At 64.0% G+C, this 24,523-nt stretch carries 21 protein-coding genes and 2 pseudogenes; 19 read left to right on the forward strand and 4 right to left on the reverse strand.

Translation table 11 applies throughout. The features are described from left to right. Positions 1-6 precede the first annotated feature (6 nt). The 3 genes from tssK to tagH form a co-directional block, all read right to left on the reverse strand. A complete protein-coding gene (gene tssK, locus AC3RCP_RS19125) occupies positions 7-1,341 on the reverse strand; it encodes a type VI secretion system baseplate subunit TssK (protein WP_101338315.1) in 1,335 nt (444 codons plus the stop codon). Between the two features lie 21 nt (positions 1,342-1,362). After that, positions 1,363-1,833, reverse strand: coding sequence for a type VI secretion system lipoprotein TssJ (tssJ, locus tag AC3RCP_RS19130; RefSeq protein WP_101339447.1), 471 nt, complete (start codon positions 1,831-1,833; stop codon positions 1,363-1,365). A 107-nt stretch (positions 1,834-1,940) separates the two neighbouring features. Then, the gene (gene tagH, locus AC3RCP_RS19135; protein ID WP_101338316.1) at positions 1,941-3,353 is read right to left on the reverse strand and encodes a type VI secretion system-associated FHA domain protein TagH; all 1,413 of its coding nucleotides are present in this window, start codon (positions 3,351-3,353) and stop codon (positions 1,941-1,943) included. A 366-nt stretch (positions 3,354-3,719) separates the two neighbouring features. Here tagH and tssA point away from each other — a divergent pair, with 366 nt between their 5' ends. The 19 genes and pseudogenes from tssA (at position 3,720) to AC3RCP_RS19230 (ending at position 23,093) form a co-directional block, all read left to right on the forward strand. Beyond that, on the forward strand, positions 3,720-4,757 hold the full coding sequence (gene tssA, locus AC3RCP_RS19140) for a type VI secretion system protein TssA (protein ID WP_492571106.1): 1,038 nt from the start codon (positions 3,720-3,722) through the stop codon (positions 4,755-4,757). A gap of 64 nt (positions 4,758-4,821) precedes the next feature. Beyond that, a complete protein-coding gene (tssB, locus tag AC3RCP_RS19145; RefSeq protein WP_087092181.1) occupies positions 4,822-5,337 on the forward strand; it encodes a type VI secretion system contractile sheath small subunit in 516 nt (171 codons plus the stop codon). Between the two features lie 15 nt (positions 5,338-5,352). Continuing rightward, positions 5,353-6,846, forward strand: coding sequence for a type VI secretion system contractile sheath large subunit (gene tssC, locus AC3RCP_RS19150; RefSeq protein WP_492571105.1), 1,494 nt, complete (start codon positions 5,353-5,355; stop codon positions 6,844-6,846). A 97-nt stretch (positions 6,847-6,943) separates the two neighbouring features. Continuing rightward, a complete protein-coding gene (locus AC3RCP_RS19155; RefSeq protein ID WP_009044340.1) occupies positions 6,944-7,432 on the forward strand; it encodes an Hcp family type VI secretion system effector in 489 nt (162 codons plus the stop codon). Between the two features lie 75 nt (positions 7,433-7,507). Beyond that, entirely contained in the window at positions 7,508-7,939 is a 432-nt protein-coding gene (locus AC3RCP_RS19160) for a type VI secretion system amidase effector protein Tae4 (protein WP_037005248.1), read from the forward strand. Continuing rightward, complete coding sequence (locus tag AC3RCP_RS19165) at positions 7,936-8,376, forward strand: hypothetical protein (protein ID WP_101338318.1); 441 nt, start codon at positions 7,936-7,938, stop codon at positions 8,374-8,376. The genes AC3RCP_RS19160 and AC3RCP_RS19165 overlap by 4 nt, the downstream gene beginning before the upstream one ends. 46 nt (positions 8,377-8,422) lie before the next feature. Continuing rightward, positions 8,423-8,551: a hypothetical protein gene (locus tag AC3RCP_RS19170; RefSeq protein WP_255313573.1), complete on the forward strand. Its 129-nt coding sequence runs from the start codon at positions 8,423-8,425 to the stop codon at positions 8,549-8,551. Further along, positions 8,539-9,054, forward strand: coding sequence for a type VI secretion system baseplate subunit TssE (gene tssE, locus AC3RCP_RS19175; protein WP_009044342.1), 516 nt, complete (start codon positions 8,539-8,541; stop codon positions 9,052-9,054). Before AC3RCP_RS19170 ends, tssE begins: the two co-directional genes overlap by 13 nt. Next, on the forward strand, positions 9,051-10,910 hold the full coding sequence (gene tssF, locus AC3RCP_RS19180) for a type VI secretion system baseplate subunit TssF (RefSeq protein WP_101338319.1): 1,860 nt from the start codon (positions 9,051-9,053) through the stop codon (positions 10,908-10,910). The genes tssE and tssF overlap by 4 nt, the downstream gene beginning before the upstream one ends. Next, positions 10,892-11,923 (forward strand): type VI secretion system baseplate subunit TssG, encoded by a 1,032-nt coding sequence (gene tssG, locus AC3RCP_RS19185; RefSeq protein WP_492571104.1) that lies wholly within the window; start codon positions 10,892-10,894, stop codon positions 11,921-11,923. Before tssF ends, tssG begins: the two co-directional genes overlap by 19 nt. Then, the gene (gene tssH, locus AC3RCP_RS19190) at positions 11,920-14,643 is read left to right on the forward strand and encodes a type VI secretion system ATPase TssH (RefSeq protein WP_492571103.1); all 2,724 of its coding nucleotides are present in this window, start codon (positions 11,920-11,922) and stop codon (positions 14,641-14,643) included. Before tssG ends, tssH begins: the two co-directional genes overlap by 4 nt. Before the next feature lie 30 nt (positions 14,644-14,673). Then, positions 14,674-16,899 (forward strand): type VI secretion system Vgr family protein, encoded by a 2,226-nt coding sequence (locus AC3RCP_RS19195; protein ID WP_492571102.1) that lies wholly within the window; start codon positions 14,674-14,676, stop codon positions 16,897-16,899. A gap of 130 nt (positions 16,900-17,029) precedes the next feature. Continuing rightward, a complete protein-coding gene (locus AC3RCP_RS19200) occupies positions 17,030-17,476 on the forward strand; it encodes a DUF6484 domain-containing protein (RefSeq protein ID WP_101338322.1) in 447 nt (148 codons plus the stop codon). Between the two features lie 15 nt (positions 17,477-17,491). Then, positions 17,492-18,604 (forward strand): DUF2169 family type VI secretion system accessory protein, encoded by a 1,113-nt coding sequence (locus AC3RCP_RS19205; RefSeq protein ID WP_101338323.1) that lies wholly within the window; start codon positions 17,492-17,494, stop codon positions 18,602-18,604. After that, positions 18,601-19,641, forward strand: a complete 1,041-nt coding sequence (locus tag AC3RCP_RS19210; RefSeq protein WP_101339449.1) for a 3-oxoacyl-ACP synthase — start codon at positions 18,601-18,603, stop codon at positions 19,639-19,641. Before AC3RCP_RS19205 ends, AC3RCP_RS19210 begins: the two co-directional genes overlap by 4 nt. Beyond that, positions 19,641-20,123, forward strand: a pseudogene (locus AC3RCP_RS19215) (DUF4150 domain-containing protein); the annotation flags it as partial. The gene AC3RCP_RS19210 and the pseudogene AC3RCP_RS19215, both read left to right, overlap by 1 nt. Before the next feature lie 264 nt (positions 20,124-20,387). Next, a pseudogene (locus AC3RCP_RS19220) lies at positions 20,388-20,906 on the forward strand (HNH/endonuclease VII fold toxin-2 domain-containing protein); the annotation flags it as partial. Next, the gene (locus AC3RCP_RS19225) at positions 20,906-21,817 is read left to right on the forward strand and encodes a beta propeller repeat protein (protein WP_492571101.1); all 912 of its coding nucleotides are present in this window, start codon (positions 20,906-20,908) and stop codon (positions 21,815-21,817) included. The pseudogene AC3RCP_RS19220 and the gene AC3RCP_RS19225, both read left to right, overlap by 1 nt. Before the next feature lie 7 nt (positions 21,818-21,824). Next, on the forward strand, positions 21,825-23,093 hold the full coding sequence (locus AC3RCP_RS19230) for a TIGR02270 family protein (RefSeq protein WP_492571359.1): 1,269 nt from the start codon (positions 21,825-21,827) through the stop codon (positions 23,091-23,093). A 74-nt stretch (positions 23,094-23,167) separates the two neighbouring features. Here the strand turns inward: AC3RCP_RS19230 and AC3RCP_RS19235 are convergent, their stop codons facing one another. Next, complete coding sequence (locus AC3RCP_RS19235) at positions 23,168-24,073, reverse strand: LysR family transcriptional regulator (protein WP_492571100.1); 906 nt, start codon at positions 24,071-24,073, stop codon at positions 23,168-23,170. Positions 24,074-24,523 lie beyond the last annotated feature (450 nt).

Genomic DNA, 24,523 nt, shown 5'->3' on the forward strand with positions numbered 1-24,523 from the left:
GACGAACTATCCTCGAATGGCCCAGAAGGCCAGGTTCAGGCCCGGGAACTGGCCGGCAATGTGAAAGGCGAATCCCCCTGAGTGGGTCAACTGTTTCCAGTGTTCGCTGCCACGATCCAGTTCGAAATAGCTTGAACCGGCGTGATAGGGAATCTGCCGCGGCGCCACGGGCATGGACAGCAAGGCGATGCCGGGCAACTGCAGATTGACCAGGTCGCGGATGTGTTCCACCGAGCCGATCTTGGCCTGCTGGGGGAAATGCGTGCGCAGGGTTTCGGCCGGCACCTCGGCACGCACCACTAGGACGAAGCTGGCCATCTCCAGCAAGCTCTTGTCGGCCAGCATCGCCACATGCACGCCGTAGGATTTCTCGACGATCGGAATCGGCGTGGCGCGGGTATCGATGACCATCGACAAGGCTTGCCGCAGGTCATGCATCACCGGGGCGAAGCTGCTCGCCAGGTCGTCGTGGGCATAGGCCGGGTAGTCGCTGGGGCGACGTCCGGCTGCGGAAAAGGTGGCGAACTCCCCCGCCAGGCAGACCGCCTCGCGATAGAAGTCCTGCGGGTGCAAGGGACTCAACCGGGCCAGGTGGCTGAGCAAGGGCTCGGCGCGATTGACCAGTTGCAACAGCAGAAAGTCGGCGATCTCCGAGGCGCCGCCGGCCCCCGAGGCCACCACCCGACCGGCCAGAGCCTCGCCGCGCTGGTGCAACAACCCTTGCAGCTCGCTGCGAAAGGCCGCCAGCACGCTGGAGGCGGCCACATCGAGCAGCGGCGCAATATAGTCGTCGTCCAGTTGCACGGCATTGTCCGCACGTTTTTCCAGCACCCGGAGCAAACCGAGGCAGGCATATTCGCCGAGGCCGTCGCGCTCGGTCAGCAGGCGCAGGGCTTTGCCGCCGATCGCCAGCGACGCCCGGCTCTCGAAGGCGGCGTTGTCATCGCGCACCTCACGCACCTGGCTGATATAGCGCGCACCGCCCGGAGCTTCGCCCTCCCCCACGGTGTCGCGGCTGCCGGCACGCTTGAGCGGCAAGCCCAGGAAGACCTGCGCATCGCGCAGGTTGTCGTTGACGTTCAATGGCGGCGGCGGCAGATCGTCGCCGGGAATGTCGAAAGGCGTGCCATCGGGTAGCACCCCGCGCGCGCTGACAATCGCCACCTTGCCCTGGCCGAGCAGGGACTCGTCGATGCGCAGCTCGGAGAACCCCCAGCCACCGGCGCTCAACGGGCGGCAACGGCCATCGATCAGGGCTTCCATATAGCGATCATGTTGCTGGAGATGCTGCGGCCGCAGAAACATTCCTTCGGACCACACCACACGGTTATTCCAGGACATGGACTGGCTTCCTCGACAGGACTAATTCGCAGGTTTCGTGGCTGCCGCGCTAATCGCCCTGGCTGTCAGGGAAACCGTCAATGGCGTGGTTGCATGGCTCGGGATATTGACCATCTGGCGCCACACGGCGCTGTCCAGTTCACGGTAGGACACCACCAGGCCGAGCAAACGGCTCTGCTCGTCGAGCGTGCGCTCCAGGGTCAGCCTTTGACCCGGCTGGACCAGTAATTCGTCCTGCGCCACCAGGTCCGCGGACAAGGTCGTGCCGGTGGCATTCACCAGGGAGAAATAGTCGGCGCGACTGAAAGCTCCACCGCTCTTCAACTCATACAAACGCACCCGCACCGGCGTCGCCTGGCCGCCCGCCGAAAGATTCAGATCGGCAGCAGCCTGGATATGCATGACAACGACAGTAGGCGCAGCGGGCGGCGGCGGGCTCGAAGCACAGGCCGTCAGCAGTAGTACTGTTGCGAACAACAAGAACTTTGGCATGTCGTCCTCCATGACGTTTATTATTCCAAATCGAAACTACCGATCGCCAAACAAGATCAACTCACTATTTAATAGCCATTGGCCTTTATCCAACTAACCGATGGCGCTCAGCCTTTTCGCAACTTGGTATTTTGTTCCTCATAGGCACGACTGAATTCGCGCCCGAACAAATCCTCGAAATCATCTTCGGCCTCCCTGGAAATGCTTGCATAGAGTTCCGTGAACAACTCCCAGTATTGCGCTTGACGTCTACCGGGCAGCAAAGCGCCAATAGCCGAAGGTTGACTTAAACGCGCTTCCAGTACCGCGGGCTGAAAACGCTTGAGCAGGTGTTGGATCGAGGCTTGTACGCCCGCCATGACGGCCAGTTGATGCGCTTTCAGGTCGTCGAAGCTTTCCTTGATCGCCTGGTCGGCCGGCATGAAGGCCTGGTTGCCGGAACGCAGCAATAACAGCAGCGCCTCATCGACATTGGGGGCGAATTTGAGGGGGTTGTTCTCCACAGGGCGGATCATGGTCTGGGCCATGCGGAACTCACCCTTGAGGCTGGCACGGGCGCGCAGCACCTCGATCAACCCCTCGACCATATGCCGGTAGCTGCGGCCGATGGCCTCCATTTGCGCGAGGGTTTCGCCTCTGTCGATACGCAATGGCTCGAGCCCCGCGCCCCTGAGAAAGGCTTCCAGCACCTCTTCCTTGTCGCCCCCGCTTGCCGGCGCCGGAGGCGCAACCGCGGCCCGTTGCACGGCCGGTTCGGGTGCGCTGCCGGCAATATTCTCCGATGCCGCTGGCAATGGTTGCGGCTGGGCTTGCGCGGTGGCTTGCACAGTGGCCGGCGCCACCGGCGCCGGGCCCGCCCCCAGTTCGGTGAAGGGGTCCCAATCCGCCGGAATCGCCGGTGCCGCGCCGGTTTCGCTGGCCGCAGGGGCACTCGGGCGTTGTGGCTCAGGCGGGCGAAAATCATGGCGTTCGGGCGGCACGTGGTCGGCCAGGGCCGGAGGGGGGACGGCCGGGGACGCGAGAAAATCGAACAGGTCAGGCTTGGTGTCCAGGGGCGAACCGCCCGCATGGATCTGCACCCTGGCGGGGGGCGCCGCCGCTGCGCCGGGCATCTCGCCGGGCGCCTGGCGCTTGATCAGCGCATCGAAGCCGGTAAAGGGATCGCTCATCCCGGGCGCGCCGTTGGCGATCTGTGGGGCGCCGTTGATCTGCACCAGGATGTCGTACTCGCCGACGCGCAGCAGTTCGCCGTCGCGCAAGGGTTCGCTGTTGCCACGGTGCATGCGCACGCCGGCATTCACCAGCTGTACGCCATTGGTGCTGGTGTCGGTCAGGTAGTAGGTGCCGTCACGCAGTTGAATGACGCAATGCTGGCCGGACACCAGGCGCTCCGGGTCTGGAAGTATCCAGTCGTTCTCGGGGTTGCGACCGATTTTCAGCTCACCGCGATCAAGCTCGAACTCCGCGCGTTGGCCGGGGGTCAGCTTGTGATAACTGGTGATTGTCAAACGCAGCGGCATTGGAACTCCTTGTACGGTATTGCTCAATAACAACAGCTCGGGCATGCCAGCGAGTGCAAAGCGAGTATAGCCCCCTAAAAGATTTCCGTGCCCTCAAAGTTCCTGCGCTTATATTCGCTTTTTTCAAATAAGCCCTATAACAAAAGAAACTAAAAAAACCACCGCCGACCGCCTATCTTCAAACATCACAGTGTTCCCCCACTGGTCGGAGAGTTTCTTGACAACAATTGAACTGGGCTAAAACTTCAGGTCAATTGTTGAATTCAGAAATGACGCCAGAAAGTGGCTCTGGATAGAACACTCATCCGTAGGAAAAGGGATTTAGTCGTGCGCTCACCCTGACCGGGCGCCGATTGTCGGGCCGATATGGAGATCACGTCCGTGGTGGATGTACAGCGCTTGTTGGAAACCATTTCCCCCGACTCCCCCTGTGGCGGCGACCTCGAGTACGACGCCGCCTTTCTCGAGCTTGAACGCGCGGCACAAGGCCAACCCGAACGGCAGATGGGCGATGCCGTGTTACCCGCCGCACCGCCGGAATGGCGCCAGGTCCGCGACCTCTGCGTCGAGCTGTTCACGCGCAGCAAAGACCTGCGCATCGCCAACTACTTCCTGCAAAGCGCCATTGCCCTGCACGGCTTGCCCGGCCTGGTGCAAGGGTTACAGCTGATCCAGCAGTTGCTCGCGCAGTATTGGGACGACCTGCATCCCAAGCTGGATGCAGAAGATAACAATGACCCCACCTTTAGGATCAACGCCCTCGCCGGCCTCAACGCCGAGCCGGTCATTCACCTGCTCTGGGGCATGCCGCTGATCAGCTCGCGGGCATTTGGCAGCGTCGGCCTGCGGGCCGCGCTGAATGCCGCGGGCTTGCAGCGCTTCGCCAGTGAAAGCCTCAGCCCGGACCAGCTCGGCGCGGCCTTTCAGGACTGCGCGGGCGAACAGCTCGAGGCCTGCCGCGCCGCCCTGAACGATGCCCATGGCACGCTGTTGACCATAGAGCGCGAGGTCAACGAACGGGTCGGCTCCACCCACGGCGCGGACCTGGGCACGATCAAGCAACTGCTTCGGCATGCCGTGCAAATCATCGCCGAGCACGCCCCTCAGCCAGGCGCTCCCGGCGCTGCCGCGCAGGCCGGCGAGCCTGTCGATGCCACCATGTCCTCGGCCCCCGGCGCCGCCGCGCCGCGCATCGCCGGCGAGATCGGCAGCCGTGACGATGTGCTGCGCAGCCTCGACCGGATCCTCGGTTATTACGCCAGGCACGAGCCCTCAAGCCCCGTGCCGGTGCTCCTGAGCCGCGCCAAGAGACTGGTCAGCGCCGATTTCGCCACCATCGTGAGCAACCTGATTCCGGACGGCTTTTCCCAGTTCGAAAAATTGCGCGGGCCCGAGGGTGAATAGTCCGAGTGAAAACGCTTAACCGATGCCCATCCAACACAGCCGCATAGGCAGCGCAGGAGGAAAAATGGCTAACACCAGCAGCCAGAAATTCATCGCCCGTAACCGTGCTCCCCGGGTGCAGATCGAGTACGACGTAGAGCTTTACGGCGCGGAGAAGAAGGTGCAGTTGCCCTTCGTCATGGGGGTGATGGCCGACCTTGTCGGCAAGCCTGCCGAGCCGCTGCCGGCGGTGGCCGACCGCAAGTTCCTGGAGATCGATGTCGACAACTTCGACTCGCGGCTCAAGGCCATGAAACCGCGGGTGGCGTTCAACGTGCCCAATGCCCTGACCGGGGAAGGCAACCTGAGCCTGGACATCACGTTCGAGAGCATGGACGACTTCAGCCCTGCCGCGGTGGCGCGCAAGGTCGATGCCCTCAACCAACTGCTCGAAGCCCGCACCCAGCTGGCCAACCTGCTGACCTACATGGACGGCAAGACCGGCGCCGAGGACATGATCATGAAGGTGATCAAGGACCCGGCGCTGTTGCAGGCGTTGGCCAGTGCGCCGAAACCGACCGAACCCGAGCCGCAAGCCTGACAGAGGACGCAGACCATGGCCGACTTGATGAAAGACCCGCAGGCCCAGGCAGACGCCGCGACCGCACCGAGCGACTTCGCCGCCTTGCTCCTGCAAGAGTTCAAACCCAAGACCGAGCACGCCCGCGAGGCGGTGGAAAGCGCCGTGCGCACCCTGGCCGAACAGGCCCTGAGCAAGACCGAGCTGATCTCCAACGACGCGATCAAATCCATCGAATCGATCATCGCCGCGATCGATGCCAAGCTCACCGCGCAGGTCAACCTGATCATGCATCACGCCGACTTCCAGCAACTGGAAAGCGCCTGGCGCGGCTTGAGCTACCTGGTCAACAACACGGAAACCGACGAGCAGCTGAAGATCCGCGTGATGAGCATCGCCAAGGGCGACCTGCACAGGACCCTGAAGAAGTTCAAGGGCACCGCCTGGGACCAGAGCCCGATCTTCAAGAAAATGTACGAAGAGGAATACGGCCAGTTCGGCGGCGAGCCGTTCGGCTGCCTGGTGGGCGATTACTACTTCGACCAGTCGTCGCCGGACGTCGAGCTGCTCGGCGAACTGGCCAAGGTCTGCGCGGCGATGCATGCGCCCTTCATCAGCGCGGCCTCGCCGACGGTGATGGGCATGGGCTCCTGGCAGGAGCTGTCCAACCCGCGCGACCTGACCAAGATCTTCACCACGCCGGAATACGCTGCCTGGCGTTCGCTGCGCGACTCCGAGGACTCGCGCTACATCGGCCTGACCATGCCGCGTTTCCTCGCCCGCCTGCCCTACGGCGCCAAGACCGACCCGGTGGACGCCTTCGCCTTCGAAGAGGAAACCAACGGCGCCGACAGTTCCAAGTACACCTGGGCCAACTCGGCCTATGCCATGGCGGCGAACATCAACCGCTCGTTCAAGCTCTATGGCTGGTGCTCGCGGATTCGCGGCGTGGAGTCCGGCGGCGAGGTGCCGAACCTGCCGACGCACACCTTCCCGACCGACGACGGTGGGGTGGACATGAAGTGCCCGACCGAAATCGCCATCGCCGATCGGCGCGAGGCGGAGCTGGCGAAGAACGGTTTCATGCCGCTGCTGCACAAGAAGAACACCGACCTCGCCGCCTTCATCGGCGCGCAATCGCTGCAGAAGCCGGCCGAGTATGACGACCCCGACGCCACCGCCAACGCCAACCTGGCGGCGCGCCTGCCCTACCTGTTCGCCACCTGCCGCTTCGCCCATTACCTGAAGTGCATCGTTCGCGACAAGATCGGCTCGTTCAAGGAAAAGGACGACATGCAGCGCTGGCTGCAGAACTGGATTCTCAATTACGTGGACGGCGACCCGGCCCACTCCACCGAAACCACCAAGGCGCAGCACCCCTTGGCCGCGGCGGAGGTGGTGGTCGAGGAGATCGAGGGCAACCCCGGTTACTACAGCTCCAAGTTCTACCTGCGCCCGCACTACCAGCTCGAAGGGCTCACGGTATCGCTGCGGCTGGTATCCAAACTTCCATCCGCCAAGGCGGTTTGATTCATCTCAGGAGGCATTCGCCGTGGTGGCGGGTGCCCTGTGACGCAGCGTGGCGAATCACTGGCACACAGTGGTGCAAACCACTTAAGGAGGCATGATGGCTGTTGATATGTTTATCAAGATCGGCGACGTCAAGGGCGAGTCCCAGGACAAGAACCACAAGGAGGAGATCGACGTGCTCTCCTGGAGCTGGGCCATGGCCCAGTCCGGCAACATGCATGTGGGCGGTGGCGGCGGTGCCGGCAAGGTCAATATCCACGACCTGACGTTGACCAAGTGGGTGGATAAATCCTCCCCCAACCTGATGATGGCCTGCTCCAGCGGCAAGCATTACGACGAGGCCAAGCTGACGGTGCGCAAGGCCGGCGGCGACGATCCGGTCGAGTACCTGACCATCACCCTCAAGGAGGTCCTGGTGTCCTCGATCGGCACCGGCGGCAGCGGCGGCGCGGATCGCCTGACCGAAAACATCGCGCTGAATTTCGGCCAGGTGCTGGTCGACTACCAACCGCAGAAGCAGGACGGCTCCAAGGACGGCGGCCCGGTCAAGTACGGCTGGAATATCCGCCAAAACGTCAAGGTGTGACGCCAGCCACCCTGCAGCCCTGCCGCAGGGTGCTCGGCTTGTACCAGGGGCCACGACGCAACAGGAGGTTCGATGATGGCCAGACCCGCGTTCATCAATCTGTGGAACAACTACCCGGCTGAAAGCCAGCCTTGCGATGGCGGTTGGGAAAATCAATGCGCGATCCGCCTGAGCATTACGCTCAACGCCGAGCGAAGCATCCTCGTGGATGGCCACACCTATTCGGAACCGCGCTGCAGCCACGGCCACGCCCGCGGTGCCGAGTCGCTGGCGAACTGGCTGTGGCGCCAGCATCTGGGCCGGCCCAGCATCTTTACCGATGCGGCCAAGGCCAAGCTGCAGCTCAATGAGAAGAACGGGATCATTTTTTTCAAGGATTGCTTTACCCGCAGTGGCGAGAGTCGCGCGGCCGGCGACCATATCGACCTGTGGAGCCGCGGTTTCACCAAGACCTACGACGACCCGGCCAACCACTCCGCCCAGGTGTGGTTCTGGGAGCTGTCATGAGTCAGCGCCTGCTTCGCCTTATCCTCGCGGGCCTGGCGGGTTTGATGTTGCCCGCCTGTGCGCAGAACCCGGCCGATAGCGCCACCCAGGCGCGCTTCCTGGCCCGGGACCTGCTGCTGGAAGAGCGCAATGGCAACTGTCGTGTGCTGGTCCCGCAGCAACCCGGCATCGACCTGAGCCTGAAATGGCCTTGCCAGTTCCACCGCGACCCCAGCGGCACCCTGCGCACCAAGCAGGTGGGGACACGCCAGGTGATATTGGTGGAAAGCAGCGAGCAACTGCCCTCGCCCAGTCGGGATTGTCGCACCGAGATCCAGGCGATACGCAGTACCGGGCAGGGTTTGGAAGCCTCGTCGGCGGTGAGCCGGGTGACGGCCTGCCCGCCCTTCCAGTGGGATGAGAAAATGTTTATCGGCTTGTTCGAACCCGACGCTTGAACGCACGCCAGGGCTCGGCGCGAAGCCTGCGAACCAGGAGATGACGATGAACGCCGAGGAGCCGGCGCACGCCGTCGGCCAGCGCCCGTTGACCACCGACAACGGCGAAACCGGGCTGTTCGAACGGCACAGCCTCAGCTTCACCGACAGGGATAACCGAAGATGGCCGAGCTGACCCTGCAAGAACGCCTGCAACCCTCGTTGCTCGATCGCCTGACCGACGACGATCCGCACAACCCGAAAGAAGCCGCCGAGCGCCGCGTCATGTCGCTGACCCAGCTGAAAGCCTGCGTGCTGCGCGATCTGGCCTGGCTGTTCAACACCTGCGTGCTGTTCGATCCGGAGCAGGCCGCGCAGATGCCAGCGGGCAACTCGGTGCTGAATTTCGGCCTGCCGCCCCTGGCCGGACACACCGCCTCGAGTGTCGATGTTCAGGCCATCGAAGCCTTGTTCAGCGACACCATCGCCACTTTTGAGCCGCGCATCCTCAAAGGCTCGTTGAAGGTTCGCGCGCGACTCGACGGCAATGACATGAGCCACAACGCCCTGAGCTTCGAGATCGAGGGCGATCTGTGGGCCGAGCCGGTGCCCCTGCGCTTGCTGCTCAGCACCGCCCTCGACCTGGAAACCGGGCACGTCAAGGTGACGCCGGCCGAGCCCGCCAGGAGACGCCAATGAACCCGCGCATGCTCGAGTATTACAACCAGGAGCTGCAGCATATCCGCGAGAGCGCCGCCGAGTTCGCCCAGGAGTTCCCCAAGATCGCCAGCCGCCTGACCCTGTCCGGCATCGAATGCGCCGACCCCTATGTCGAGCGTCTGCTGGAGGGCTTCGCCTACCTGAGCGCGCGGGTCCACCTGAAGCTGGACGCCGAATACCCGACCTTCACCCACAATCTGCTGGAAATCGCCTACCCCCATTACCTGGCACCAACGCCTTCGGTGGTGGTGGTCCAACTGGTCGCCGACCCCAACGAGGGTTCGCTGACCAGCGGCTTCACGGTCGAACGCCACGCCGCCCTGCGCGGCCAGCTGGGCCATGGCGAGCAGACCGCCTGCGAGTACCGTAGCGCCCATGCCGTGACGCTGTGGCCGTTGCAGGTCAGCCATGCCGAATACTTCGGCAACCCGGCCGCGACCCTCGGCCGACTTGCTGCCAGCGAACCCAAGGCCAAGGCCGGGTTGCGCCTGCGCCTGCGTTGCGGCGCCGGGTTGCCGTTCAACGCCCTGGCGCTGGACAGCCTGCCGCTCTACCTCAACGGCGCCGACGAGCAGCCTTTCCGTCTGTACGAGCAGCTGCTCGGCAACGCCTGCGCGGTGTTTATCAAGAGCGTCGATGGCGACTGGGTCGAGCGTTTGCCTCTGGAGAGTCTCAAGGCGCGCGGCTTCGACGATCGGGACGCGGTGCTGCCGGTGGTGCCCCGGGCCTTCCAGGGGTATCGCCTGCTGCAGGAATATTTCGCCCTGCCCAATCGTTTTTTGTTCGTCGACTTCACCGGGCTGAGCGCCGGTGTGCAGCGCTGCACCAGCCAGGAACTGGAGCTGGTGGTGCTGTTCGATCGCCTCGACAGCACCCTGGAAGGCACGGTGTCGGCGACCCAGTTCGTGCCCTTCTGCACCCCGGCGGTGAACCTGTTTGCACGCCGCACCGATCGCATTCACCTGAACGAGCGGGTGCATGAGCACCAGGTGATCGCCGACCGCACCCGGCCGCTGGATTTCGAGATCCATTCCCTGACCCAGGTCACCGGCCATGGCAGCGGCCCCGAGCAGCCGTTCCAGCCGTTCTATGCGATCCGCGATCCGCTGCGTTATGGCCGCGAGCAGGCCTACTACATCGTCCGCCGCGAGCCGCGTCGCTTGTCCAGCCAGCAACGGCGACGCGGGCCACGCTCGACCTATATCGGCAGCGAAACCTTCGTCTCGCTGGTGGATGTCAACCAGGCGCCCTATCGCCACGACTTGCGCCAGCTCGGCCTCAGCGCCCTGTGCACCAACCGCGACCTGCCGCTGCTGATGCCGGTGGGTACCGGCAAAAGCGATTTCACCCTGGAAGACAGCGCCCCGGTGCTGGCCGTGCGCTGCCTGGCCGGGCCAAGCCGGCCGCGGCCGAGCCGCGCGCACGATGCCAGCGCCTGGCGGCTGATCAGCCAGCTGTCGCTGAACTACCTGTCGCTGAGCGAACAGGGCCAGGGGGCCGCGGCGCTGCGCGAATTGCTGCGCCTGTACGGCGACCCCGGCGATGCGGCGCTGCAGTTGCAAATCGAGGGCCTGCGCCAGGTGCGCAGCACGCCCTGCACCCGCCGCTTGCCGATGCCGGGGCCGATCGTTTTTGGCCGTGGCCTGGAGATCAGCCTGGAGTTCGACGAAAACGCCTTCCGCGGCACCGGCGTGTACCTGCTGGGCGCGGTGTTCGAGCGTTTCCTGGCCCGTTACGTGTCGATCAACAGCTTCACCGAAACCGTACTGCGCACCACCGAGCGCGGCGAAATCATGCGATGGCAGGCGCACCCCGGATGTCGACCGAACCTCTGAAACCGCTGCACAGCATCGAGCGGATGGCCGACGAGCCCTGGGCCTACGACTTCTTCCAGGCGCTACGGCGCATCGAGTGCGAGGCCAGCGACCGACCGCGCATCGGCCATTCCCTGCGCTTGCACGACGACCCGCTGCGCCTGGGGCAGAAACCCGACTGCGGCTTCGCCCCCTCGACCCTGGCCAGCATCGAGACCGGCCCCGAGGGCGCCGCGCCGCGCATCGAGCAGTTGTTCTTCGGCCTCACCGGGCCCAATGGCCCGCTGCCGCTGCACCTGACCGAATACGCCCGCGATCGCCAGCGCAACAACGACGACGCCAGCTTCACGCGCTTTCTCGACGTGTTCAATCACCGCTTGCTGTGCCTGTTCTACCGCGCCTGGGCCGAAGCGCGGCCGACCGTCAGCCATGACCGCCCCGCCCACGACTACTGGTCGATGCGCCTGGCCGCGCTGTCCGGGCGGGGCATGACCAGCCTGCTCGGCCAGGGCCCGATCGCCGACTCGGCGCGTTACCACTTCACCGGCCACCTGGCGGCGCAAACCCGCTACCCGGACGGCCTGCGCGCGATCCTGGAAGACTATTTCGGCGTGCCGGTGAGCATCGAGGAATACGTCGGCCAGTGGCTGGAGTTGCCGCAGCGCAGCCAGCTGGGCGTGGCGCTCTGCTCGCTCGGCAGCGACCTGAGCCTGGGCACCCACGTCTGGGATCGCCAGCATAAATTCCGCATCCGCCTGGGGCCTTTGAGCCTGGAGCAATACCGCCGCCTGCTGCCCGGCCAGGAAAGCTTCGGCGAACTGGCCGCCTGGGTCGCCGAGTACCAGGGCGAGGAGCTGGATTGGGAAGTCAATCTGCTGCTGCGGCACCAGGAAGTGCCGCGCATCGATCTCGACGGCCAGACCCGCCTGGGCTTCGACACCTGGCTCGGCAGCCCGTCGACGGATGCCGGCGACCTGCTGCTGGCCCGCGAATACGCCAGCCATACCCCCCCCCTCAAGGAGCCGCGATCATGAGTGAGATCAGCCGCGCCGCGCTGTTCGGCAAGTTGAACAGCCCGGCCTACAAGGCCATCGAAGCCGCCACTGTGTTCTGCAAACTGCGCGGCAACCCCTATGTGGAACTGGTGCATTGGCTGCATCAGCTCCTGCAATTGCAGGACTCTGACCTGCACCGCCTGGTCCGCCAGTTCAGCCTCGACCCGGCGCGCCTGTCCAGGGATATCACCGACGCCCTGGACCGCCTGCCGCGCGGCTCGACCTCAATCACCGACTTGTCCTTGCAGGTCGAGGAAGCCGCGGAGCGCGGCTGGGTCTATGGCAGTTTGCTGTTCGGCGAGAGCCAGGTGCGCAGCGCCTACCTGGTCGTCGGCATGCTCAAGACACCGAGCCTGCGCCACGCCCTCTCGGCCATCTCCCGCGAGTTCGACAAGATCAAGGTGGAGCACCTGATCGAGCGCTTCGACGAGTACCTCGGCGACTCGCCGGAAAATGGCCTGGCCGCCAGCGACGGTTTCAACGCCACCGCCGCGCCGGGCGAAGCGAGCGGTGCCCTGGCGCCCAGCGCGCTGGGCAAGCAGGAGGCGCTCAAGCGCTTTACCGTAGACCTCACCGAACAGGCCCGCAGCGGCAAACTCGACCCCATAGTCGGGCGCGACGAGGAGATTCGCCAACTGGTCGACATCCTCATGCGCCGCCGGCAGAACAACCCCATCCTCACCGGCGAAGCCGGGGTCGGCAAGACCGCGGTGGTCGAGGGTTTCGCCCTGCGTATCGTCGCCGGCGACGTGCCGCCGAGCCTCAAGGACGTCGAACTGCGCACCCTGGACGTCGGCCTGCTGCAAGCCGGCGCGAGCATGAAGGGCGAGTTCGAACAGCGCCTGCGCCAGGTCATCGAGGATGTGCAGGCCTCGCCCAAGCCGATCATCCTGTTTATCGACGAGGCCCATACCCTGGTCGGCGCCGGCGGCGCGGCCGGTACCGGCGATGCCGCCAACCTGCTCAAGCCGGCCCTGGCCCGTGGCACCCTGCGCACCGTGGCGGCAACCACCTGGGCCGAATACAAAAAGCACATCGAGAAGGACCCGGCCCTGACCCGGCGCTTCCAGGTGGTGCAGGTCGACGAGCCGTCCGAGGCCAAGGCGATCCTGATGATGCGCGGCGTCGCCTCGACCATGGAGCAGCACCACAAGGTGCAGATCCTCGACGAGGCGCTGGAGGCCTCGGTCAAGCTGTCGCACCGTTATATTCCGGCCCGGCAGCTGCCGGACAAATCGGTGAGCCTGCTCGATACCGCCTGCGCGCGGGTCGCCATCAGCCTGCATGCGGTACCGGCGCAAGTGGACGACAGCCGCCGACGCATCGAGGCGCTGAGCACCGAGCAGGCGATCATCGGCCGCGAGCAGGCCATTGGCATCGCCATCGGCACTCGCCAGCAGGAGGTAGAGGCGGCCCTCGCCGAGGAACGCCAACGCCTGGCGACCCTGGAGAGTCGCTGGAGCGAAGAGAAAGCCCTGGTCGATGAACTACTGGCGACCCGCGCCACCCTGCGCGCCGCCGCCGAACCGCTGGACGACACCAGCGGCGAGGTCGGTGCTGCATCGCCGCGCCTGGCTGAAGCCGAACGCACGGCATTGCGCGACAAGCTCGGCGAGCTGCAGAGCCGCCTCGCGGCCTTGCAGGGCGAAAGCCCGTTGATCCTGCCCACCGTGGATTACCAGGCGGTGGCCGCGGTGGTCGCCGACTGGACCGGCATCCCGGTCGGGCGCATGGCGCGCAACGAAATCGACACCGTGCTCAGGCTCGACGAGCACATGAAAAAACGCATCATCGGCCAGGACCATGCCCTGGCGATGATCGCCAAGCGCATCCAGACCTCGCGCGCCGGGCTGGACAACCCCAGCAAACCGATTGGCGTGTTCCTCCTCGCCGGCACCTCGGGCGTGGGCAAGACCGAAACCGCCCTGGCCCTGGCCGAGGCCCTGTACGGCGGCGAGCAGAACATCATCACCATCAACATGAGCGAGTTCCAGGAGGCGCACACCGTCTCCACCCTCAAGGGCGCCCCGCCCGGCTATGTCGGTTACGGCGAAGGCGGCGTGCTGACCGAGGCGGTGCGGCGCAAACCCTACAGCGTGGTGTTGCTGGACGAGGTGGAAAAGGCCCACCCGGACGTGCACGAAATCTTCTTCCAGGTGTTCGACAAGGGGGTGATGGAGGACGGCGAAGGCCGCCTGATCGATTTCAAGAACTGCCTGATCCTGCTCACCACCAATGCCGGCACCGAGATGATCGCCAGCCTGTGCCGCGACCCGCAACGGCTGCCCGATCCCGATGCCATTGCCAAGGCGCTGCGCGAGCCATTGCTCCAGGTGTTCCCGCCGGCCCTGCTCGGGCGCCTGGTGACCGTCCCCTACTACCCGCTGAGCGACGAGATGCTCAAGGCCATCACCCGCCTGCAACTGGAGCGGATCAAGCGGCGCGTGGAAAGCGGGCACAAGGTGCCCTTCGCCTACGACGACAGCGTGGTCGACCTGATCGTCTCGCGCTGCACCGAGATCGAGAGCGGCGGACGGATGATCGACGCCATCCTGACCAATACCCTGTTGCCGGATATGAGCCGGGAGTTTCTCACCCGCATGCTCAAGGGCAAGCCGCTGGCGGGCGTGCGCATCAGCCAACGGGACAATGCGCTGCATTACGTATTCGACCCGCATGTTGGCGAGACGACCGACTGACGCCCGAACGCGAGCCGGAGGAAGCCGTTTATGGCAATCACGCAAAGCACCCGCCTGGTGCAGGTCGACAGCCCCCTCGGTGGCGAGGTCCTGCTGCTGCAGGGCATGGAAGGCAGCGAGGAGCTGGGGCGGTTGTTCCATTACGAACTGGACCTCACCTCCGAAGACCGGGCGATCAAGTTCGACCAGTTGCTGGGCAAGCCGATGGGCCTGACCCTGGAGCTGCACGGCGGCGGCAAACGCTACTTCCATGGCATTGCCTGCGGCTGCCGGCAACTGACCGGCCACGGCCAGTTCGCCGGTTATCGGGTCAGCCTGCGGCCCTGGTTCTGGCTGCTCACGCGCACCTCGGACTGCCGGATTTTCCAGAACAAGACGGTGCCGGACATCATCAAGCAGGTGTTCCGCGACCTCGGTTTCTCCGATTTCGAAGACAACCTGAGCGGCAGTTACCACGAGTGGGAATACTGCGTGCAATACCGCGAAACCAGCTTCGACTTCATCAGCCGGCTGATGGAGCAGGAAGGCATCTACTACTACTTCCGCCATGAGAAAGCGCGGCATGTCCTGGTGCTGGCCGACGCCTACGGCGCCCACTCGACGGTGGCCGACTACGCTTCGGTGCCCTTCTACCCGCCCGATCAGCAGATGCGCGAGCGCGACCACTTCTACGACTGGCAACTGGCGCGGGAAGTCCAGCCGGGCTCGCTGGCGTTGAACGACTACGACTTCCAGCGCCCCGGCGCCAGCCTCGAAGTGCGCTCCAGCGTGTCGCGCAGCCACAGTAACGGCGACCATCCGCTCTACGACTACCCGGGCGAATACGTCCAGAGCAAGGATGGCGAGCATTACGCACGCACCCGTATCCAGGCCATTCACAGCCAGTTCGAGCGCGTGCAGTTGCGCGGTCGTGCGCGTGGCCTGGGCTGCGGGCATCTGTTCAAGCTGACCGGCTACGAACGCGCCGACCAGAATCGCGAATACCTGGTGGTGGTCGCACGCTACCAGATCCGCCAGGAGCTTTATGAAAGCGGGCAACTGGACCTGGCCGAGCAGTTCACCAGCGAACTGGACTGCATGGATGCCAGCCAGGCCTTCCGACCCCTGCCCCTGACGCCCCTGCCGATTGTCCGCGGGCCGCAGACCGCCAGGGTGGTAGGCCCCGCTGGCGAGGAGATCTGGACCGACCAGTATGGCCGGGTCAAGGTGCATTTCTATTGGGATCGCCACGACCAGTCCAACGAAAACAGCTCCTGCTGGATGCGCGTGTCACAGGCCTGGGCCGGCAAGAACTGGGGGTCGGTGCAGATCCCGCGGATCGGCCAGGAAGTGATAGTCGGTTTCCTCGAAGGCGACCCGGATCGCCCGATCATCACTGGCCGGGTCTATAACGCCGAACAGACCGTGCCCTACGAGCTGCCGGCCAATGCCACCCAGAGCGGGGTGAAAAGCCGCTCGAGCAAGGAGGGCTCGCCCGCCAACTTCAATGAAATCCGCATGGAGGACAAAAAGGGCGCGGAGCAGTTGTTCATCCACGCCGAGAAGAACCAGGACATCGAGGTCGAGAACGACGAGACCCACTGGGTCGGCCACGACCGCAGCAAGACCATCGACAACGACGAAACCGTGCACGTCAAACACGACCGCACCGAAACCGTCGATAACAACGAAACCATCACCATAGGCGTGGATCGCAAGGAAAAGGTCGGCAATAACGAGACCATCTCCATCGGTGTGAACCGTACCGAGGATGTCGGCAGCGACGAGAAAATCACCATCGGCGCCAACCGCACCGAGAAGGTGGGCAACAACGAGACCATCACCATAGGCGCGGACCGCACGGAAAAGGTCGGTGCCAACGAAACCATCAGCATCGTCAGCAACCGCACCGAGGACGTGGGCGGCAACGAGACCATCGACATCACCGGCAACCGCAACGAAACGGTCAAGGGCAACGAAGGTATCGAGATCAACGGCAACCAGAGCACCCAGATCGGCCAGAACGAATCCCGCGACGTATCCCAGAACCGCACCACCAACATCCAGCAGAACGACAGCCTGGACGTCGGCAAGAACTTCTCCCTCACCGCCGGCGACTCCATCACCCTGACCACGGGCGCGGCCAGCATCACCATGAAGAAGGACGGCACCATCATGATTCGCGGCAAGGACATCACCATCGACGGCTCCGGCGCCATCAACATCAAGGCCAACCGGAACGTGGTGGTCAAGGGCCAGAAGATCCTGCAGAACTAGGGTCTGTACGAAAAGTCGGCGAGCGAAGGTCAGGCAAGCCTGTTTTTAACGCAGCATGGCCCGCGTAGCGCCGAAGGCGCCCAGCGCACAGCCACTTTTCGTACAGAGCCAGCACAGTGGAGGTATGTATATGACGGTTCAACACCCGCTACCCATACAGGCCCGCATCGATGCAGTGGTCATCGGCACCCTGCTCGAGCTGCCGCACGCCAGTACGCCCAGGGTCCTTTACCCGGGTTGCCCGGATGGCAGCGGCGTCGTTGCCCGTTGCACCGCGCGGCTTGGCCCCGCGGATATCGGCGGCCAGGTCGCGCTGATGTTCGAAGGCGGCGACCCGGCTTGCCCATTGGTGATCGGCCGCCTGCTCGGCGCGGACGCCCCGCCCGAGCCAGCCGCCAGCGTGCGGCTGGACGACCATTGCCTGGAACTGAGCGCCGAGCGCGAAATCGTGCTGCGTTGCGGCAAGGCCAGCATCACCCTGACCCGCGCGGGCAAGGTGATCATCCAGGGCGCCTACCTGTCCAGCCGCTCCAGCGGGGTCAACCGCATCAAGGGCGGTTCGGTGCAGATCAACTAGACAGGTATCCGGCCTATGGAACTGCTCAACGCCAGCCAACTGCTTGCGGCCTATACCCAGGGCCTGGCGCCCGATGGCCGCGAATCCCTGGTGGTGGTGGCCAAGGGCACGTTCAACCTGCCCCTGGACGGCCGCGCGGCCACCCTCGCCGACACCCAGCAACCCTTACTGATGGCCGACACTTTTCTCGGCGAGCCCGGCCTCAGCGCGCCGCTGCAGGAAATGGACTTCGCCCCGGTCAAGCCATGCTGCGATGTCCTGGTGCGCGGCAAGGCCTACGCCCCAGGCGGGCGTCCCGTGACGCAACTGACCGCGGGCATTCGCGTCGGGCGGATGAGCAAGGCCTTTTCCGTCCTCGGTCCACGGCAATGGCAGTCGGGGCTGTTGGGCGTTGCTCCCGGCTTGCCGCAGCCGTTTACCGAGCAGGAGATCTCCTACGCCCGGGCGTTTGGCGGCAGCCATCCGATCGCCAACGACCCCCAATTGCGCCACTGCTACCTGGACAATCCGACCGGTTGCGGCTGGTACCCGCGCAGCGCCGACAGTGCCGACATCGTCGGCATGCCGATGCCGAGCACCGAGGAGTTGGGCAAACCGATCGACAGTCCCTCTGGCGACTTCCGCCCCATGGCCCTCGGCCCCCTTGGCCGTGGCTGGCCACAACGCGCCCGCTTCGCCGGCACCTACGACGAGGCCTGGCTGGCCGACTGCTTTCCCTTTCTGCCGGCGGATTTCGACCACCGCTACTTTCAGGCGGCCCCTGAGGATCAGCAAACCCACTACCTGCGCGGTGGCGAGGATGTGCTGTTGCTCAACCTCACGCCCCAGGAGCGCGCGGGCTTTCGCATTCCCCAGATGGAGGTGCCGGTAACCTTCTTTCTGAAGAAAGGCGGCCATGAAACCGTGCAGGCGGTGATCGACACCCTGCTGATCGACACCGACACGTGCCAGGTGCAGTTGACCTGGCGTGTCTCCCGTCCGCTACAACGCAACATGTTCGAGATCGCTCAGGTGCTGGTCGGCACTATGTCCACGGGCTGGTGGCGCGCCCGCGAACTGGGCAAGGATTACTACCCGTCGCTGTCGGCCCTGGTGAAAGCCAAACGCACGCCCGAGGAGACGCCCTGATGACCGCGCTGTGCATCATCGGCTCCGGCATGGTCAGCGCCGTAGGTCTTAGCGCCCCCGCGAGCTGCGCGGCGATCCGTTGCGCTATCGATAACTTCCAGGAGACCCGCTTTATCGACCGCGGCGGCGAATGGCTGATCGCTGCCAGCGTGCCCCTGGAACAGCCCTGGCGCGGGCGCAGCAAGCTGGTCAAGATGGCGGCGCGGGCCATCGCCGAGGCGCTGCAGGGCACGCCGGGCGTCGACCCGGAGCAAACCCCGCTGCTGCTCGGGGTGGCGGAGGCCGACCGCCCCGGCCGTCTCGACGGCCTGGACCTCAGCCTGCTGCACGACATTGAACATGAGCTGGGCGTGCGTTTTCACGGCAGCTCCAATGTCATTCCCCGTGGTCGGGTCAGCGGCGCGGTCGCCCTGCTCAATGCGCGCAAACTGATTTACCAGCAAGGCCATCGCCACGTGCTGATCGCCGGCGTCGACTCCTTCCTCAGCGGAGCGACCCTGGCCGCTTTCGAAGAGCGCGAACGCCTGCTCACCAGCCAGAACTCCAACGGTTTTATCCCCGGCGAAGGTGCCGCCGCCGTGCTGGTCAACGCCCCGACCGCCAGCGAAGCACCGCAGCTGGCCTGCATCGGCCTGGGTTTCGGCGTGGAAAAAGCCACGGTGGAGGCCGAAGACCTTCCGCTGCGCGCCGACGGCCTGACCCAGGCCGTGCGCGCGGCCCTGAGCGAAGCCGGCTGCGGGTTGGAGCAGATGGACTACCGCCTGACCGATATCTCCGGCGAGCAGTACTACTTCAAGGAAGCCTCCCTGGCCCTGAGCCGCACCCTGCGGGTGCGCAAGGAATTCTTCCACCTCTGGCACCCCGCCGACTGCATCGGCGAAACCGGCGCCGCCATCGGCCCGGCGATGCTCGCCGTGGCCCTGGCCGCCAGCCGCAAGGGCTACGGCGAAGGCCCGAATATCTTCTGCCACCTCGGCAACGACGCCGGCCAACGCGCCGCCGCGCTGCTCAGTTATCAGACTGTGAGGGCCCCCTGATGGGCAACGAGGTGTATGCCAACAATATGGAAGTTTCCTGCAAGGCGGCGGCTGGCAAGTCAGTGGCCTGCTTTCCGGATGTCTGCTTCACTCCGCCCCAGGCTCCGCCGACTCCGATGGGAGTGCCCATTCCCTACCCCAATACCGGCATGGCCAAGGACACCACCAGGGGCACACGAACGGTCAAGATCACTCGCAAAGAGGTGATGCTCAAGGACAAGAGTTACTTCAAGACCAGCTATGGCGACGAAGCCGGTTGCGCGCCGAAAAAGGGCATCATCACCAGCAAGATCAAAGGCAAGGTGTACTTCACTTCCTGGTCGATGGATGTGAAGTTCGAGGGGGAGAATGTGGTTCGGCATATGGATATGACTACGCACAACCACGCCTCTTTGCCCGGTAATACCCCTCCCTGGATGTACATGGATGCCATGAGCATGCCCGAAGGGGAATGCAAAGAGCAGACAAAGAAAACAACGAAGTGCATGGAAAAGCACGTCAAGCAGAACACCCACAAAGATAAAAGAAAGGCGCACCACAAACCCGGCACCACAAAGAAGGCCGCCATGACCGATGACGCTGCTGTGGACTGGACTGAATTGCTGGAAAAGGATGCGGGTAAGGGCGAGTTCTACAACAAGAAAGGTGCCCGCGAGAGCATGTGCAAGGACGATGATTGTAAAGACCAGTTCCAGTGCAACCTCGTTCCTTTTGATTTTGGCTGCTGCGGAGGCCAAACACCTCACCATGTCGTGCCCGCGCATTGCTTCCTTCCTTCAGGGGAGCGGAAAAGCGAAACAGGCGCCCGCTATCCAGGCACAGAGAAATACGATGATGTGAAGGCACCCTGTATCTGTCTTGAAGGTGCGACCAAGAGCGACAGCGATGCGGCAGGAAACGTGAAGGAGCATGGCCGCGTCCACGCTATCGTCGATGTGGCAGAAGATAAGTTCATGAACGAAGAAAAACTCTTTACCCCCACTGGCAAACCGAAGATGGAGGGTGGCCAGCAAGCCGTCAAGAAAACGGCCGGCACTTGGAATTTCGCCCAGGCGAACAAAGCCGGTTGCGATGCCATCAGCAGTGTCAAGGGTTGTGATTCCGCATGCATGCAGGCGCAGAGCGAGTCCGCCCACAAACAGATGGGCCTGGATGTTGGGCCGGGTAAGTCGGACAAACTCATGTTGCGGGCCGACTCATTCGGCACTCGTACGCCTGAAGGCTTTGTGCCAAAAAGCAATACCAATAGCGGAGCAGGAATGTGATGGATAACACAAGTGTCACTTTTTTGAATGGCCACTCCCCACGGCGAAACTCTCTGGGCCTCATCGCCTTCCCAAACAGTCTCGATGGAAGGACCAATTTCTGCCGTTTCTTCAGCAAAACCCCCGACGACCGTTGGTTTCACACTGACTTCGATTTCCAGGCGAAAGCCGTCAGCGCCATTATCGACGAGCACAGCGGCTACAAGGCTTGGTGGGTACTGGGAAAAAATGGGGAGGTCGCTGAACTGGTGATTGGCGGCCCTACAAACTTGGAACAAATCGCCGGTGCCGGGCTCAATCGCACCCAGCCTTATGGTTACCTGGAGTCGCTGAAGAACATTCGGAATACTTTGTACGCCTGCGGCTATGGTCGCCAGGTATACAAACGCGACAGTAACGGCTGGAGGTCGATTGCCGATTCGATACTCACTCGCGAGAAAGCAACCGGTTTTTTTGATATCGACGGGCTGGATCACGACAACCTTTATGCGGTTGGCTGGAAGGGGGAAATCTATTTCTACGACGGTAGTCGCTGGCTCAAGGATGACAGCCCAACGACCGCACATTTATCCAGTGTGAAATGCTTGGACGATGGCACCGTTTTCATCAGCGGTGACCGAGGCATTGTCCTTAAGGGGTCGTTCAACCACTGGCAGTTGATTGAGACAGAGGGCTTCACCGGCAACTGGTACGGTTTGGAAAGTTTCAACGGGGATATTTATCTTGCGGGAAATGCGGAAATCGCTCGTATCGAGGACAACACCATCGTTGCAGTGAAGGTGGCAGAAACGCCTATCACTACCCATCGACTCAATGCCAAGGACGGGCTGCTCTGGTCGATTGGTGAAAGCGATATCTACGTATTCGATGGTGACCGCTGGACGGAAGTGAAACATCCCGATAATCGCTGATTGGATACTGTCCGTGCATTTTTCGATACCACAAACGCTCCTCCAACACACCGAAGAAGCCAGCTTCCTCGCCATCCTGCGCGATTACGCCATGCGTGCACCGCATTACAACCTTGACGACCTAAGCAAACTCGACAATCGCCTCGAAGCCCACCTCGACGGCCTTCGAATCGCCGGCACCTCCGGCCTCGAGACTCTGCTGGCTCAACTCGGCCCGCACGCTATCGGCGAGTTGTTCGCCAGTGTGGTGCTGGCCTTCGAGGCGGGTAACGCGCAAGTGCTGTCGCGGCTCAGCGAGCACTTGCGCAGTGCCGTGGAAACGGAGCGCGGCTATCTGATGGCCTTGGGTTGGCTCGACTGGGAGCGGGTATCGCCCTGGATCGAGCGCATGCTCGCCTCCCCCGAGCCCCTGTTCCGCCGCCTGGGCCTGGCCGCCTGCGGTATGCACCGCCACGATCCCGGCCCCGCCCTGCTGGCCGGACTGTCCCATGCCGACCCCGGCGTGCTGGCGCGGGCCGCCCGTACTGCCGGCGAGCTGCGCCGTCGTGACCTGATGTCGGCGATTCGTGCCCACCGCCAGCATCAGGAGGCAGCCCCACGCTTCTGGGCCAACTGGGCCACCGTGCAGATGGGCGATGAAGAAGCGCTGGAGCCGCTGCGCCAGTTCGCCGAGCAACCGGGCGAATTCCAGTACCGCGCGCTCTGCGTATGGCTGGCCTGGCAAAAGCGCGAGCACAGCATCGCCTGGATCCGCCAGTTGATGCAGAACCCCGGGCAGCGGCGCATCGGCATCCAGGCCGTCGGGCTACTGGGCGATCCGGTCAGTGTGCCCTGGCTGATCCAGCAGATGAGCGACCTGCCGCATGCCCGCGTCGCTGGCGAGGCCTTCAGCCTGATGACTGGCGCCGACCTGGCGCTGCTCGATCTGGAATTGCAGGACCTGCCGGATTTCGATGCCGGCCCGAACGACGACCCTGAGGATGCCAATGTCGCCATGGACCCCGATGAGAACCTGCCCTGGCCCGACCCGCCGTTGATCGCCGCCTGGTGGCAAGCCCATGGCGGCGATTTCCAGGCAGGCGTGGGCTATGTGCTGGGGCTGCAACAGAGCGAAGGCAGTTATCGGCAAGCGCTTATCCGCGGCCAGCAACGCCAGCGAATCGCCGCGGCATGCGGCATCGCGCGCTTGCGGCCGACCGAAGTGCTGTTCCCCACCAGCGCACCCGCCTGGCGGCAAAAGGCATTGTTGGGAGAGCCGGCGGGGTTCGGGCGCTGAGCCGGCAGCTGCCCCGGATGGCACCGGGCTACACCAGACAGCCCCCACTAACGCCAGCGCATTCTCCCCACGCCTTATCGCGCGACCGAAGCCACGCCGCGATTCAGCTGTTCGCGCAGGAACTCGATAAACACCTGCACCGGCCGCGAACCCTGGCGGTGCTGCGGGTAGACCGCCGACAAGGCCAGGGGCGCGGGCTCGAAGCCGTCCAGCACCGACACCAACAGCCCGTCCTTGAGCGCGGCCTCGACGATAAAGGTCGGCAGGTAGGTAATGCCCATGCCGGCGATGGCCGCGTCCTTGAGCAATTCGCCGTTGTTGACCCGCATCCTGCCGGTGACGTTGACCAGCAAGGGCTTGTTGCCCTGCCCTTCGAAACGCCACTGCACCTGGCGGCCGTGGCCGTAGGGCAAGCAGTCGTGGCCCTGCAACTCCTCGGGCCTGAACGGGGTGCCGCGCTCGGCCAGGTACGCCGGGCTGGCGCAATACACCCGCTGGATCGAGGCGATGCGCCGGGCGATCAGCGTCGAATCTTCCAGCACGCCGATGCGCAAGGCCAGGTCGTAGCCCTCGCCGAGCAAGTCCACCGGCCGGTCGCTGAGATCGATCTCGACCGCGACATCGCGATAACGCCGCAGGAACAGCGGCAACAGCTCCCCCAGATGGGCCATGGCGAACGACAGCGGCGCGCTCAGGCGAATGGTGCCCCGGGGTTCGACGGTCTGGCCGGCGATGCCCTGCTCCACCTGTTCGACTTCGCTGAGCAGGCGCAGGGCCGACTCGTAGTAGCTCTGGCCCAGAGGCGTCACGTCCAGGCGCCGGGTCGAGCGATTGAGCAGGCGCACGCCCAGGCGCTCTTCCAGCTGCATCAGGCGCCGGCTGACGAACTGCTTGGACAGGCCCAGCTGATCCGCCGCCGCGGTGAAGCTGCCGGCGTCCATGACCTGGCAAAAAATACGCATGTCTTCGAACGGGTTCATTGTCACTCTCTGGTTGACAGCTGAACGCTTTATAGCGGCTTTTTCGCGTTCCGGCACCTCATTCCACCTGGAAAACCACATCGCCTGGTTTTACGACGGCTGGGCCGCCGATCGCAGCCTGCGGCAGCGGCTACAAGGACCGCGATGCCTGTGTAGCCGCTGCCGAACTTGCGAGGCTGCGAACGGCAACGCAGTTGCCGCAAAACCTGAGTCCGCGATCTGCCTGGAAAACCACATCACCTGGTTTGACGACGGCTGCGCCGCCGATCGCAGCCTGCGGCAGCGGCTACAGGGACCGCGATACCTGTGTAGCCCTGCCGAGCTTGCGAGGCTGCGAACGGCAACGCAGTTGCCGCAAAACCTGAGTCCGCGATCTGCCTGGAAAACCAGCTCGCCTGGTTTGACGACGGCTGCGCCGCCGATCGCAGCCTGCGGCAGCGGCTACAGGGA

The sequence above is a fragment of the Pseudomonas sp. GW822-FHT05A08 genome (assembly GCF_058800485.1).

Coding starts and splice junctions, on each gene's coding strand:
- tssK (WP_101338315.1), bottom strand. CDS start 1,341: ATGTCCTGGAATAACCGTGTGGTGTGGTCCGAAGGAATGTTTCTGCGG.
- tssJ (WP_101339447.1), bottom strand. CDS start 1,833: ATGCCAAAGTTCTTGTTGTTCGCAACAGTACTACTGCTGACGGCCTGT.
- tagH (WP_101338316.1), bottom strand. CDS start 3,353: ATGCCGCTGCGTTTGACAATCACCAGTTATCACAAGCTGACCCCCGGC.
- tssA (WP_492571106.1), top strand. CDS start 3,720: ATGGAGATCACGTCCGTGGTGGATGTACAGCGCTTGTTGGAAACCATT.
- tssB (WP_087092181.1), top strand. CDS start 4,822: ATGGCTAACACCAGCAGCCAGAAATTCATCGCCCGTAACCGTGCTCCC.
- tssC (WP_492571105.1), top strand. CDS start 5,353: ATGGCCGACTTGATGAAAGACCCGCAGGCCCAGGCAGACGCCGCGACC.
- AC3RCP_RS19155 (WP_009044340.1), top strand. CDS start 6,944: ATGGCTGTTGATATGTTTATCAAGATCGGCGACGTCAAGGGCGAGTCC.
- AC3RCP_RS19160 (WP_037005248.1), top strand. CDS start 7,508: ATGGCCAGACCCGCGTTCATCAATCTGTGGAACAACTACCCGGCTGAA.
- AC3RCP_RS19165 (WP_101338318.1), top strand. CDS start 7,936: ATGAGTCAGCGCCTGCTTCGCCTTATCCTCGCGGGCCTGGCGGGTTTG.
- AC3RCP_RS19170 (WP_255313573.1), top strand. CDS start 8,423: ATGAACGCCGAGGAGCCGGCGCACGCCGTCGGCCAGCGCCCGTTGACC.
- tssE (WP_009044342.1), top strand. CDS start 8,539: ATGGCCGAGCTGACCCTGCAAGAACGCCTGCAACCCTCGTTGCTCGAT.
- tssF (WP_101338319.1), top strand. CDS start 9,051: ATGAACCCGCGCATGCTCGAGTATTACAACCAGGAGCTGCAGCATATC.
- tssG (WP_492571104.1), top strand. CDS start 10,892: ATGTCGACCGAACCTCTGAAACCGCTGCACAGCATCGAGCGGATGGCC.
- tssH (WP_492571103.1), top strand. CDS start 11,920: ATGAGTGAGATCAGCCGCGCCGCGCTGTTCGGCAAGTTGAACAGCCCG.
- AC3RCP_RS19195 (WP_492571102.1), top strand. CDS start 14,674: ATGGCAATCACGCAAAGCACCCGCCTGGTGCAGGTCGACAGCCCCCTC.
- AC3RCP_RS19200 (WP_101338322.1), top strand. CDS start 17,030: ATGACGGTTCAACACCCGCTACCCATACAGGCCCGCATCGATGCAGTG.
- AC3RCP_RS19205 (WP_101338323.1), top strand. CDS start 17,492: ATGGAACTGCTCAACGCCAGCCAACTGCTTGCGGCCTATACCCAGGGC.
- AC3RCP_RS19225 (WP_492571101.1), top strand. CDS start 20,906: ATGGATAACACAAGTGTCACTTTTTTGAATGGCCACTCCCCACGGCGA.
- AC3RCP_RS19235 (WP_492571100.1), bottom strand. CDS start 24,073: ATGAACCCGTTCGAAGACATGCGTATTTTTTGCCAGGTCATGGACGCC.